Annotated in this window: 13 protein-coding genes; 8 read left to right on the top strand and 5 right to left on the bottom strand. The window is 66.2% G+C overall.

Annotation, left to right across the window (positions count from 1 at the left end; all coding sequences use genetic code 11):
- From rpsB to P2Q66_RS00820, 6 genes are all read left to right on the top strand, one after another.
- Positions 1 to 687, top strand: a 687-nt coding sequence (gene rpsB / locus P2Q66_RS00795; RefSeq protein WP_275724816.1) for a 30S ribosomal protein S2, incomplete at its 5' end; no start/stop codon positions are given.
- Between the two features lie 125 nt (positions 688 to 812).
- A complete protein-coding gene (gene tsf / locus P2Q66_RS00800; protein ID WP_079595550.1) occupies positions 813 to 1649 on the top strand; it encodes a translation elongation factor Ts in 837 nt (278 codons plus the stop codon).
- Between the two features lie 119 nt (positions 1650 to 1768).
- Positions 1769 to 2506 (top strand): UMP kinase, encoded by a 738-nt coding sequence (pyrH, locus tag P2Q66_RS00805; protein WP_079595549.1) that lies wholly within the window; start codon positions 1769 to 1771, stop codon positions 2504 to 2506.
- Positions 2507 to 2633: 127 nt separating this feature from the next.
- Positions 2634 to 3191, top strand: a complete 558-nt coding sequence (gene frr, locus P2Q66_RS00810) for a ribosome recycling factor (protein WP_079595548.1) — start codon at positions 2634 to 2636, stop codon at positions 3189 to 3191.
- On the top strand, positions 3191 to 4114 hold the full coding sequence (locus P2Q66_RS00815; RefSeq protein WP_275724819.1) for a phosphatidate cytidylyltransferase: 924 nt from the start codon (positions 3191 to 3193) through the stop codon (positions 4112 to 4114). Before frr ends, P2Q66_RS00815 begins: the two co-directional genes overlap by 1 nt.
- A gap of 77 nt (positions 4115 to 4191) precedes the next feature.
- Positions 4192 to 4779, top strand: a complete 588-nt coding sequence (locus P2Q66_RS00820; RefSeq protein ID WP_079595546.1) for a DivIVA domain-containing protein — start codon at positions 4192 to 4194, stop codon at positions 4777 to 4779.
- On the opposite strand, the gene P2Q66_RS00825 is transcribed toward P2Q66_RS00820, so the two are convergent.
- The 5 genes from P2Q66_RS00825 to P2Q66_RS00845 are packed head-to-tail and all read right to left on the bottom strand — an operon-like array spanning position 4776 to position 9260.
- Entirely contained in the window at positions 4776 to 5471 is a 696-nt protein-coding gene (locus tag P2Q66_RS00825) for a hypothetical protein (RefSeq protein WP_275724827.1), read from the bottom strand. The genes P2Q66_RS00820 and P2Q66_RS00825 overlap by 4 nt on opposite strands.
- A 19-nt stretch (positions 5472 to 5490) precedes the next feature.
- Positions 5491 to 6957: a cation acetate symporter gene (locus P2Q66_RS00830; RefSeq protein ID WP_275724828.1), complete on the bottom strand. Its 1467-nt coding sequence runs from the start codon at positions 6955 to 6957 to the stop codon at positions 5491 to 5493.
- A 7-nt stretch (positions 6958 to 6964) separates the two neighbouring features.
- Entirely contained in the window at positions 6965 to 7315 is a 351-nt protein-coding gene (locus P2Q66_RS00835) for a hypothetical protein (RefSeq protein WP_115524136.1), read from the bottom strand.
- Positions 7312 to 8028 carry a LytTR family DNA-binding domain-containing protein gene (locus tag P2Q66_RS00840; RefSeq protein ID WP_275724822.1) on the bottom strand — a complete coding sequence of 239 codons (717 nt, stop codon included), beginning with the start codon at positions 8026 to 8028 and terminating at the stop codon, positions 7312 to 7314. Before P2Q66_RS00840 ends, P2Q66_RS00835 begins: the two co-directional genes overlap by 4 nt.
- Positions 8029 to 8063: 35 nt before the next feature.
- A complete protein-coding gene (locus tag P2Q66_RS00845; RefSeq protein ID WP_275724823.1) occupies positions 8064 to 9260 on the bottom strand; it encodes a histidine kinase in 1197 nt (398 codons plus the stop codon).
- A 182-nt stretch (positions 9261 to 9442) separates the two neighbouring features.
- Between P2Q66_RS00845 and P2Q66_RS00850 the strand changes: the two genes are divergently transcribed.
- Positions 9443 to 9823 carry a DUF485 domain-containing protein gene (locus P2Q66_RS00850; protein WP_079595543.1) on the top strand — a complete coding sequence of 127 codons (381 nt, stop codon included), beginning with the start codon at positions 9443 to 9445 and terminating at the stop codon, positions 9821 to 9823.
- Positions 9820 to 11436 (top strand): sodium/solute symporter, encoded by a 1617-nt coding sequence (locus P2Q66_RS00855; RefSeq protein ID WP_275724825.1) that lies wholly within the window; start codon positions 9820 to 9822, stop codon positions 11434 to 11436. The genes P2Q66_RS00850 and P2Q66_RS00855 overlap by 4 nt, the downstream gene beginning before the upstream one ends.
- The last annotated feature ends 167 nt before the right edge of the window (positions 11437 to 11603 follow it).

An 11603-nucleotide genomic window follows, 5' to 3' on the forward strand; every position in this document is an offset into this window, starting at 1 on the left:
AAGGCCACCGTTGCCCACGGCGGCACCGTGCTGTTCGTCGGCACCAAGAAGCAGGCCCAGGAAGCAATTGCCGAGCAGGCAACCCGCGTTGGCCAGCCTTACGTGAACCAGCGCTGGCTCGGCGGTATGCTGACCAACTTCCAGACTGTCGCCAAGCGCATCCAGCGCATGAAGGAACTCGAAGAGATCGACTTCGACGACGTTGCCGGTTCCGCATACACCAAGAAGGAGCTGCTGCTCCTCAAGCGCGAACTCACCAAGCTCGAGTCCAACCTCGGCGGTATCCGCAACCTGACCAAGGCACCCTCCGTGCTCTGGATCGTGGACACCAAGAAGGAACACCTCGCCGTTGACGAGGCCAAGAAGCTGAACATCCCGGTTGTTGCCATCCTGGACACCAACTGCGATCCGGACGAAGTCGACTTCCCGATCCCGGGCAACGACGATGCCATCCGCTCCGTGAACCTCCTGACCCGCGTTGTTGCCGACGCCGTTGCTGAGGGCCTCATCGCCCGCAACAACCGTGGCACGGGCGCCACCGAAGCTCCGGAAGAGCCGCTGGCTGAGTGGGAGCGCGAGCTCCTCGAAGGCAGCAAGGCCGAGGAAGCTGCGGCAGTCCCTGCTGCTCCGGCAGAAGAAGCTGAAGCCCCGGCTGCCGCCGAGGCTCCCGCCGACGACGCCAAGTAACACAACTAAATCCGGATTCTCCGTGCTTACCAGCCGGAGCTGCTGACAGGATGGCCGCCCGCTTTCGCGGGCTGCCGTCCTGTCGGTCCGTACACCACAACAAATTTCTAGACAGAGGGGTTCACATGGCGAACTACACTGCCGCGGACATCAAGGCCCTGCGCGAGCGCACCGGCGCCGGCATGATGGACGTCAAGAAGGCTCTTGACGAGGCCAACGGCGACGCCGAGAAGGCCATCGAGATCATCCGCATCAAGGGCCTCAAGGGCGCTACCAAGCGTGAAGGCCGCTCCACCGCTGAAGGCCTCGTGGCCGCCAAGGTCAGCAACGGCGTCGGCGTCATGATCGAGGTCAACTGCGAGACCGACTTCGTTGCCAAGGCTGACAAGTTCATCCAGCTGGCCGACAAGGTCCTGGCCGTTGCCGTTGAGTCCGGCGCCGCCGACCTCGAAACCCTGCTCGCCACCGAAGTTGACGGCAAGCCGCTCTCCGAGGTCGTCGTCGAAGAAGGCGCTGTCCTGGGCGAAAAGGTTGTTGTCCGCCGCATCTCCCGCGTTGAGGGTGCCACGGTTGACGCTTACCTGCACAAGACCTCCAAGGACCTGCCGGCCCAGGTTGGCGTGCTGTTCGCTGTTGACGGTGAAGGCGAAGCTGCTGCCACCGCCGCCCACGACGTCGCAGTCCACATCGCTGCCATGGCTCCGAACTACCTGACCCGCGAGGACGTTCCGTCCGACCTGGTTGAGTCCGAGCGCCGCATCGCCGAAGAGACCGCCAAGGCCGAGGGCAAGCCCGAAGCCGCCCTCACCAAGATTGTGGAAGGCCGCGTGACGGGCTTCTACAAGGGTGAGGTCCTGGTTGACCAGGCATTCGCAAAGGATGCCAAGAAGTCCGTGGCACAGGTCCTCAAAGAGGCCGGTGTCAACGGAACCGCGTTCACGCGTTTCCGCGTCGGCTCCTAGTCGAATCTGTGAGGGGGTGGCCACTTCGGTGGCCGCCCCTTTTGCATGCAACGGGACCGGTACCGACCACCGGGCCCGGCAGGATAACCTTTTTTCAGACTCATCAACGGGAAGGCATCATGGAAGCCGTCAACACTGTAATCCAGCCAGAGAAAAGCAGGCGGCGGGTCCTCCTGAAGCTCTCCGGTGAGGTCTTCGGCGGCGGGAAGCTGGGTGTCGATCCCGAGACCGTCCGCGACGTCGCCAAGCAGATCGCCGCAGCCGTGCCCGAGGTGGAAGTGGCCATCGTTGTGGGCGGCGGCAACTTCTTCCGGGGCGCCGAACTCTCCCAAAGCGGCATGGACCGTTCCCGCGCCGACTACATGGGCATGCTGGGAACCGTCATGAACTGCCTGGCCCTGCAGGACTTCCTGGAGCAGGCCGGCGTGGAAACCCGCGTCCAGAGCGCCATCACCATGGGCCAGGTGGCGGAAGCCTACATCCCGCGCCGCGCCATCCGGCACATGGAAAAGGGCCGCGTGGTCATCTTTGGTGCCGGCGCCGGCCTGCCTTACTTCTCCACGGATACGGTAGCCGCGCAGCGGGCCCTCGAGGTCCACGCCGACGTTGTCCTGATGGCCAAGAGCGGTGTGGACGCCGTCTACACGGCCGACCCCAAGAAGGATCCCACCGCTGAACGGCTCGAGACCCTTAGCTACGACGACGCCCTCCGCCGCGACATCCGGGTCATGGACCAGACGGCGATGACCATGTGCAAGGACAACAACCTCTCCATGGTGGTCTTTGGCATGGAGGGTGAAGGCAACGTCACCCGCGCCATCCTGGGCGAAAAGCTGGGCACCCTGGTCACCGCCTAGCTCCGGCTAGGATGTTTTCAGGACAGTTCCGTCCCCGCCCGGCCGGCGGGGACGGAAGCAGCAACAGAGAACCATGTGTGTGCAGGGAACCGGTGCCCCGGACTGCACCAGAATCTGAGGAGAGACCGTGATCGAAGAAACCTTGCTCGAAGCCGAAGAAAAGATGGACAAGGCCGTAGAGGTAGCCAAGGAAGACTTCGCTGCCGTCCGCACCGGCCGGGCCAACCCGGGCCTGTACAACAAGGTCCTGGTGGACTATTACGGCTCACCCACCCCGCTCCAGCAGCTGGCCTCGTTCGCCATCCCGGACGCCCGCACCATCCTCATCACCCCGTTCGACAAGACGGCCCTGCGTGACATTGAGCGTGCGCTCAGCGACTCGGAGGTCGGCGCGAACCCGTCCAACGACGGCAACGTCATCCGGATCACCATTCCGGAACTGACCAAGGAACGCCGCAAGGAATACGTCAAGATCGTCAAGACCAAGGGCGAGGACGCCAAGGTTTCCATCCGCAACATCCGCCGCAAGGCCAAGGAAACCCTGGACCGCCTGGTCAAGGACGGCGAAGCCGGCGAAGACGAGGGCAGCAGGGCCGAAAAGGAACTGGACGGCCTCACCAAGGCACACGTAGACGGCATCGATGAGCTGCTGAAGCGCAAGGAAGCAGAGCTGCTCGAAGTCTGATGGGCCAGGCAGATCAGGCCCCCGCCCAACGGGCGCGCACACGGGGGAAGCAGCCCAGGAGCAACCCGACGCCAAAGGCCGGGCGGAACCTGCCCGCCGCCGTCGTGGTGGGCCTGGCCATGCTGTTCGCCGTCCTGGGCGGGCTGCTGTTCCTCCCGCTCGGCTTCGTAGCCGTCACCACCGCCTTCGCAGTATTCGGCGTCTGGGAAATCTACCGGGCCCTCGAAGCCAACGGCACCAGGATGCCCATCGTTCCGGTCATGACCGGAACGGTAGCCATGCCGTTCGTGGCATACCTCGGAGGCATCGAAGGCCTGCTGTTTGCCATGCTGCTCAGCTCCGTGGCCGTGCTGCTCTGGCGGTCCGTTGAAAGTGCTGCAGGCTCCGCCAACAGCATCTTCGCGGGTGTCTTCACCCTGGGCTGGGTGCCGTTCTTCATCAGTTTCGCAGCCCTGCCGCTGCACGCCACCGGCGGCGCGTCCCCGCTGGGGCTGTGGCCCGGCGGGACCATCCCCGAAGGCGCCTGGCAGGTGGCGGTCATGCTCCTGCTGGTGGTCTCCAACGACACGTTCGGGTACCTGGTGGGTGCGTCCCTCGGGAAGCACCCCATGGCGCCGAAAATCAGTCCCAAAAAATCCTGGGAGGGATTCGCCGGTTCCGTGGCCGGTGCCGTGCTCATCGGCATCCTCGCCTGCCTCTTCGTGCTGGACAAGCCCTGGTGGGTGGGGGTGGTGCTGGCCGTCGGCACCGTGGCCGCCTCCACCGCCGGCGACCTCGCCGAATCCATGGTGAAGCGCGAACTGGGCGTCAAGGACATGAGCAGCATCCTGCCCGGGCACGGCGGAGTCATGGACAGGCTCGACTCCATCGTGTTCGCATCACCGGTGGTTTTCGTCCTTTACGGACTGCTCGCCGGAGCCTGACACAAACCCTGGCCGGGCCCCGGCACCCATAAACTGGTGCAGCGGCGCTACGGCTGAAAAGCATCGAAGGAATCAAAGTGGCATTGGACATTCATCGGCAGCAGATCCCTGCGTCCTTTGAGCGCGTGCAGCGCAGTGAATACGGCTACAACGCCAAGCAGGTGGACCAGTTCCTGCAGCGGGCACGCGTGTCCCTGGAAACCCCCGAATCCGCAGCCCAGCCGATCAACAGCGCAGACGTCCGGGCCGTGTCCTTCGACCCCGTCAAAGGCGGATACTCAGCATCCGTTGTGGACGCCGCCCTTGACCGCCTGGAAGACGCCTTCGCCCGCAGGGAACGGGACGAGCTGATCGCAGCCCATGGCGAGGAAGCCTGGCTGCGGGAGATCGGAAACCTCTCGGGGATCCTCCGCGGCCGGCTCCACCGCCCCGACGGGGAGCGTTTCCGCCGGCCCGCAAAGAAGAAGGTCCGCAGCTACAACACAACGGATGTGGACAGGCTGTGCCATGAGCTCGTGGCGTACCTGGAACAGGACAAGCCGCTGAGCGTCGACAGCGTCCGCCGGGCCGTTTTCCGCCCTGCCACAGGCCGCGACGGCTACGAGGAAGCCCAGGTGGACGCGTTCCTTGACCGCGTTGTTGAGCTCATGGCAGCCATCGACTAAAGATCAGGTCCGTCCGGCGGGGTGGGGGACAGGGGCGTGTACCTGCTCCAGATCCCGGCATAGGCGCGGTATCCGTAGTAGGCGGAAGCCGCCAGGAAAGCGAAGCCGCAGGCCGCTCCCACGATGACCGCCGCCGTCGTCCCTGCCCCCACAAGAGTCAGCAGCAGTCCAGAGAGAATGGCGATCAGCGCAGCATTCGCGCAGTTCATAAAAACCATGCTGCTGCCGGCCACATGGCTGAACGCGCTCCGGTTTCCGAAGAAGAAGTAGGTCCTCTCCGAACCGGACTCATCGTCGTGGTAGGCCGCCATCAGGTACGGCGCCACATCGGGGTCCAGGTCCACGTACGCCGCCCGCAGCCTGTTCATGGCGGTCACATACATGAGGTCTTCCTGGGCCACGTTCAGGACCCGCACCTGCGTGAGCAGCCCCATGGCCACGTCGATGCACAGCACGATTACCGCGAGCAGGACGAAGGCGTCCGAAAATTTCGTGGCCTGGCCCACCAGCGCCGCACTCACCACGCTGGCCGACGTGAAGGTCAGGAACATGCTGATCCGTGTCAGCACCTCGCTTTGGGCGGTGCTGCGTGATGCCAGCAGGCCCCAGTGCTCGCTGGCGAGCAACTGCGCCCGCACGGACGGCGGCACCGCGTCCTGCTGGCCTTCCGGGCTCCCGCCGTCGGTGGACATGGCGTAATTGTCCACCCATTCAGCGTTCCGTAGCCAGCGGCCTTTCCGGCGTATGCAGGCGGGTCATGACCCGTGCCATGGTCTTCGGCACCCGTCCTGCCGTGGCCCGTGAGACCAGCACCATCACGGCAAACGCCGTGGGAACGGTCCATGCCGCAGGCTGGGCGAGCCAGGCGGGAATGCTCGCAGCGCCCGCCATGGCGCCGATGATCATGGCGCCACCGCACAGCAGGCCTCCGGTCACCATGCCCGCGATCGCGCCGGCGTCGGTCAGTCCCCGCCACCAGATGCCCAGCAGCAGCACCGGGCAGACGGTCGAGGCGGTGAAGGCGAACACCAGGCCCACGCTGCCGGCCAGCGCGAAGGAGTCGGTCATGAACGCAAAGCCAAGAGGTACGACGGCGGATATTACGGCTGCGAGGCGGAACCCGCCGACGCCGCCGCCCAGGACGTCCTGGCTGATGACGCCGGCCAGGGAGACCACCAGCCCCGACGTGGTGGACAGGAACGCGGCGAAGGCGCCTGCCACCACCAGGGCCGAGAGCAGGTCACCTGCCGTGCCGCCCACGAGTTCCCCGGGGAGCAGCAGCACCATGGCGTCGGCCTGGCCGGCGCGCGCCAGGCCCGGTGCAAACACCCGCCCCACCAGGCCGTACGCGGTGGGAAACAGGTAGAAGACGGACAGCAGCCCCAGGACGATCAGCGTGGTCCGCCGTGCGGACTGCCCGTCCGGGTTGGTGTAGAAGCGGACGAGGACGTGGGGCAGCCCGAGCGTTCCGAACAGGAGCGCCACCAGCAGGGACACGTTTTGGTACAGCCCGGCCGGAGGAGCGCCGGTGGGGTTGGCGGCAGGCGGGGACAACTCCGGTGTCCCGCTGCCGGCCAGCATGAAGATGATGAACAGGATGGGGACGGCCAGGGCGGTGAGCTTGAGCCAGTACTGGAACGCCTGGACGAACGTGATGGACCGCATCCCGCCGGCAGCTACCGTGAGGCAGACGACGATCACCACCGCCACGGACCCCGCCCAGGACGGGAGGCCGGTGGTGATCCGGATGGTCAGGGCGGCGCCGTGCAACTGCGGCACGATGTAGAGCCATCCCACCAGCACCACCACCAGGCTGGTGACCTTGCGGACGGCGCGCGAATCCAGTCTCGCCTCGGTGAAGTCAGGAATGGTGTACGCGCCGGATCGCCGCAGCGGGGCCGCGACGAACAGCAGCAGCATCAGGTACCCGGCAGTGTATCCCACCGGAAACCACAGCGCGTCGGTTCCGGACAGCAGGATGAGTCCGGCCACACCCAGGAAGCTGGCGGCGGACAAGTACTCGCCGCCGATGGCCGAGGCATTCCACCATGGCCGGACGGTACGGGACGCAACGTAGAAATCGCCTGTAGTGCGCGAAATCCGCAGGCCGTAGAACCCGATGACGGCCGTCGCCACGGAAACCACGGCCACGGCAGCAATCGCGATGCCCGGGTTCACGCCGCCCTCACTGGTCACCGGCCAGGTCGCGGTAGCGGGCCTCATTGCGGGCCGCCGTCCGGATGTACAGCCAGGCGCTCAGCCCGATCACCGGGTAGATGCCGCCCCCGAGCAGCAGCCAGCCGAACGGAATCCCGGCGATCCGGGTTTCGGCCAGGCCCGGCACCATGGCGAGCAGCAGCGGAAATGCGCCAAGGATCAGCAGGAACCCGCCGGCCACCACCAGGGCCAGCCGCAGCTGAGACCTGATCAGGGAACGGACAAAGACCTGGCCCACATCCGACTCCTGCGCGGCTTCCCGCGTCTCCTGGGCCGGGCGGGCCGCCGTGGTTGGAGCCGTCACCCGCACCCTTGTCATGACTGCGGCCTGATCCGGGTGGCCTCGAGCTTCTCCCGGACGGTGGGCAGGTGCCGCCTGCTGATGGGCAGGCCGGCGCCTGCCACCGTGACGCTGGGCCCGTCGGCAGCCAGCTTCATGGAGCTGACGTGCTTGAGCGCCACCAGGTAGGACCGGTGCGTGCGGATGAAGCCTGCCTCCGCCCACTGCTGCTCGAGTTCGGCCAGCGGCACCCTGATCAGGTAGCTGGCATCGGCTGTGTGCAGCCGCGCGTAGTCTCCCTGCGCCTGGACGTACGTGACGTCGTCGCGCCTGATCATCCTGGTGGTGCCGCCCTGGTCCACCGTGATCATCTCCGGGGCGCTGCCGCCGTCGCGCAGTTCACTGATGCGGCCCACCGAGCGGGCCAGGCGTTCGGCCCGGACGGGTTTGAGGAGGTAGTCGACGGCGGCGAGTTCGAAGGCGGCCAGGGCGTGTTCCTCGTCAGCCGTGACAAACACCACCGCCGGCGGGTTGCTGCTCGCGGAAATCGCCCGGGCAATGTCCAGGCCGGACACGGCCGGCATATGGATGTCCAGGAACACCGCGTCCACGGACCCGGCGGACAGGGCCCGGAGGGCTTCGCTGCCGGACGTCGCCCGGAGGACCGTGCCGATCCGTGGGTCCCTGCCCAGCAGGAATGCGAGCTCTTCCACCGCGGGCAGCTCATCATCAACGACGAGGACGTTAATCATGCTCCTAGGTTAGCTTTCCGACGGCAGTGGCCAGGTCACGCGTCGTGGCCGGGCTGGGACTTGGGCACCCGCATGGTGATCAGTGTCCCTTCGCCGGGAGCGGTTTCGATGACCAGGCCGTGGCCGTTGCCGTAGACCTGGCGCAGCCGGGCGTCCACGTTCCGCAGCCCCACGTGCTCCCCGTCGCTGTGGCCCGCGAGCATCGACTGCAGCTGTTCGGGGTCCATGCCCACGCCGTCGTCCTCGATGGTGACCTGGGCGAACGCGCCGGCGTCGTCCGCGGTGATGCTGATGTGGCCCGGTCCTTCCTTGGCCTCCAGCCCGTGCCGGACGGCGTTTTCCACCAGCGGCTGCAGGCTCAGGAACGGGATGACGGTGCCAAGCACCTCGGGCGCCACGCGAAGGCTGACCTGGACCCGCTCACCGAACCTGGCCCGCTCCAGGAGCAGATAGCGGTCAATGCACCGCAGTTCCTCGGCGAGCGTGGTGAAGTCCCCATGCCGGCGGAAGGAATAGCGAGTGAAGTCGGCAAATTCCACCACCAGTTCCCGCGCCCGTGCCGGATCCGTGTTGATGAAGGATGCGATGGCGTTAAGCGAGTTATAGATGAAGTGGGGGCTGATCTGGGCGCGCAGCGCCCGCACCTCGGCTTCCATCAGCTGCGTGCGGGAGGCGTCCAGCTCCGCGAGCTCCACCTGCACGGCTACCCAGTCCGCCACCTCGCTGGTGGCCCGGACCAGTCCTGCACCCACGGATGGCGCGAAGGCGGCGACGGCGCCCACCACCCGGGTGCCGGCACGGACGGGTGCGATGACAGCGGCGAGCGGGCCGCCGGTCGCGTCCGTGGCCGCGCTGGCCTCTCCGGCGGGGAGGACGGCTGTCCGGCCACCCGCCAGGACTCCGGCAGCAAGGTCCATCAGCCGGGGCTTCAGCTCCTCGCCTGCACCGTCCCACGCCAGCACACCGGAGGTGTCCGTAATGGCCAGGGCGTCACAACCGAGGAGGGTGCGTAGCTGCCGGCCGGCCTTCGCCGCGCCCGCGGGGTTGAGGCCGCGGCGCAGGTGCTGGCCAGCCTGGGACGCGGCGTGCAGCGTGTGGTACGTGGCACGCTCGGCGTCAGTGCCAAGGTCCCGGAAGGACCGGAGCACCTTGAGTCCCACGCCGACGACGACGGCGATGGCCATGGCGATGACGGCCACGGCCGCGGCGGTCAGGAGGGGGGAGTCCGGCATGCTGCCCAGCGTAGCGGCGGGTGCCGTTTGCCGCAGCATTCCGACCGCTGGGCGACCGCAGCGGGGCCAGGTCTGGAAAGTAGCAGCCCGCGCGCAGCACAGTGATTGCAGTCACACTTCCGGTGTCCCAGCCCAGGGCCAACCGCCCGGTGTGTCCCGGCAAGTCTCAATGAGGAGGAACGATGGGTAACGATGCCCATACTCCGGACGCAGCGGCGTCCGTGGACTTTGAACAGGTCCAGTCGACCGGGCAGTTCCAGGAACTGCGCAAACGACACCGCAGCTTTGTTTTCCCCATGGCAATCGCCTTCCTGCTGTGGTACTTCGCCTACGTCCTGCTCGCCGACTATGCCGTGGGCTTCATGTCCACCAAGGTCTGGGGCAACATCAACATCGGCCTGATCTTCGGACTGCTGCAGTTCGTCTCCACGTTCGCCATCACGGGCTGGTACGTCCACTACTCCAACAAGCGGCTGGACCCCATCGCCAAGGAGATCCGGGACGAGATTGAGGGCCACGAATTCGATAAGCAGGGCAACCGGGTAGGTGGAGTCAACAAATGATCAACATAGCTGCCGCGGTGGACGTCGCCGCACTTAAGGACACCACCCTGCTGAACATGGGCATCTTCGGCATCTTCGTAGCCGTCACCATGGTGATTGTGTTCCGGGCCAGCCGGAACAACAAGACGGCCGCTGACTACTACGCTGCCGGACGTTCCTTCACGGGCTCGCAGAATGGAACCGCCATCGCCGGCGACTACCTCTCGGCGGCCTCCTTCCTGGGCATCACGGGCGCCATCGCCATCAACGGGTATGACGGCTTCATGTACTCCATCGGCTTCCTGGTGGCCTGGCTGGTGGCGCTGCTCCTGGTGGCTGAACTGCTGCGCAACACCGGCAAGTTCACCATGGCCGACGTGCTCTCCTTCCGGCTGAAGCAGCGGCCCGTCCGGATCGCCGCGGCCATCTCCACCCTTGCCGTGTGCTTCTTCTACCTCCTGGCCCAGATGGCGGGTGCCGGCAGCCTGATCTCCCTGCTGCTGGGCATCAGCGACTGGGGCGGACAGGCACTGGTGATCATCGTCGTCGGCGCCCTCATGATCATGTACGTCCTGATCGGCGGCATGAAGGGCACCACCTGGGTCCAGATCATCAAGGCCATCCTGCTGATCGCCGGCGCGGCGGTCATGACGCTCTGGGTGCTGGCCATCTACGGCTTCAACCTTTCCAGCCTGCTGGGCGCGGCCGTTGAGACCGCCAACAACCCGGCCGTCCTGAACCCCGGCCTGCAGTACGGCAAGACCGAAACCTCCAAGCTCGACTTCATGTCCCTGGGCCTGGCCCTGGTCCTGGGAACTGCCGCCCTGCCCCACGTCCTGATGCGCTTCTACACGGTCCCCACGGCGAAGGAAGCACGCAAGTCCGTGGTGTGGTCCATCTGGCTGATCGGCCTCTTCTACCTGTTCACCCTGGTCCTCGGCTACGGCGCCGCAGCACTGGTGGGTCCCGAAACCATCAGGACCGCCCCGGGCGGCGTGAACTCGGCGGCTCCGCTGCTGGCCTTCTACCTGGGCGGCCCGCTGCTGCTGGGCTTCATCTCGGCCGTGGCCTTCGCCACCATCCTTGCCGTCGTGGCAGGCCTGACCATTACCGCAGCCGCGTCCTTCGCCCATGACATCTACGCCAGCGTCATCTCCAAGGGAAAGGCCGACGCCGACACCGAAGTTAAGGTTGCCCGGCGCACCGTGGTGGTCATCGGCGTCCTGGCCATCCTGGGCGGCATCCTCGCCAACGGGCAGAACGTGGCGTTCCTGGTGGCCCTCGCCTTCGCCGTGGCGGCATCAGCCAACCTGCCCACCATCATCTACTCCCTGTTCTGGCGGAAGTTCACCACCCAGGGCGCGGTATGGAGCATGTACGGCGGGCTCGGGGCAGCCATTGTGCTGATCATCTTCTCCCCGGTGGTGTCCGGCGGAGCGACGTCCATGATCAAGGACGCCAACTTCGCGCTCTTCCCGCTGAGCAACCCCGGCATTGTGTCTATCCCGCTGGCCTTCTTCCTGGGCTGGCTCGGAACCGTCCTCGACAAGAATCGCGAAGACACCGCGAAGCAGGCCGAGATGGAAGTCCGGTCCCTCACCGGAGTGGGCGCCGAAAAGGCCGTCAACCACTGACGTTCCAACCCCGGCGGCCTCCTCTGGCTGGCACAAACAGAAAGAGCCTCCGTTCCGCGCCAAGCGGGAACGGAGGCTCTTTTTGTGGAGGATCCTTTTGTGGAACGCTCCTAGCGTTGGTGGTGCCCGCCGGTGGCGGGAGCGCCGCCGTGTTCGCCGTGCGGGAC

The sequence above is a fragment of the Arthrobacter sp. Cr_A7 genome, from assembly GCF_029222765.1.
Lineage (GTDB): Bacteria > Actinomycetota > Actinomycetes > Actinomycetales > Micrococcaceae > Arthrobacter.

Bases quoted from the DNA above. Each gene is read 5' to 3' on its own strand.
- P2Q66_RS00835 (WP_115524136.1), bottom strand. From the start codon at position 7,315: ATGACAAGGGTGCGGGTGACGGCTCCAACCACGGCGGCCCGCCCGGCC.
- pyrH (WP_079595549.1), top strand. From the start codon at position 1,769: ATGGAAGCCGTCAACACTGTAATCCAGCCAGAGAAAAGCAGGCGGCGG.
- tsf (WP_079595550.1), top strand. From the start codon at position 813: ATGGCGAACTACACTGCCGCGGACATCAAGGCCCTGCGCGAGCGCACC.
- P2Q66_RS00850 (WP_079595543.1), top strand. From the start codon at position 9,443: ATGGGTAACGATGCCCATACTCCGGACGCAGCGGCGTCCGTGGACTTT.
- P2Q66_RS00840 (WP_275724822.1), bottom strand. From the start codon at position 8,028: ATGATTAACGTCCTCGTCGTTGATGATGAGCTGCCCGCGGTGGAAGAG.
- P2Q66_RS00825 (WP_275724827.1), bottom strand. From the start codon at position 5,471: ATGTCCACCGACGGCGGGAGCCCGGAAGGCCAGCAGGACGCGGTGCCG.
- P2Q66_RS00815 (WP_275724819.1), top strand. From the start codon at position 3,191: ATGGGCCAGGCAGATCAGGCCCCCGCCCAACGGGCGCGCACACGGGGG.
- P2Q66_RS00855 (WP_275724825.1), top strand. From the start codon at position 9,820: ATGATCAACATAGCTGCCGCGGTGGACGTCGCCGCACTTAAGGACACC.
- P2Q66_RS00845 (WP_275724823.1), bottom strand. From the start codon at position 9,260: ATGCCGGACTCCCCCCTCCTGACCGCCGCGGCCGTGGCCGTCATCGCC.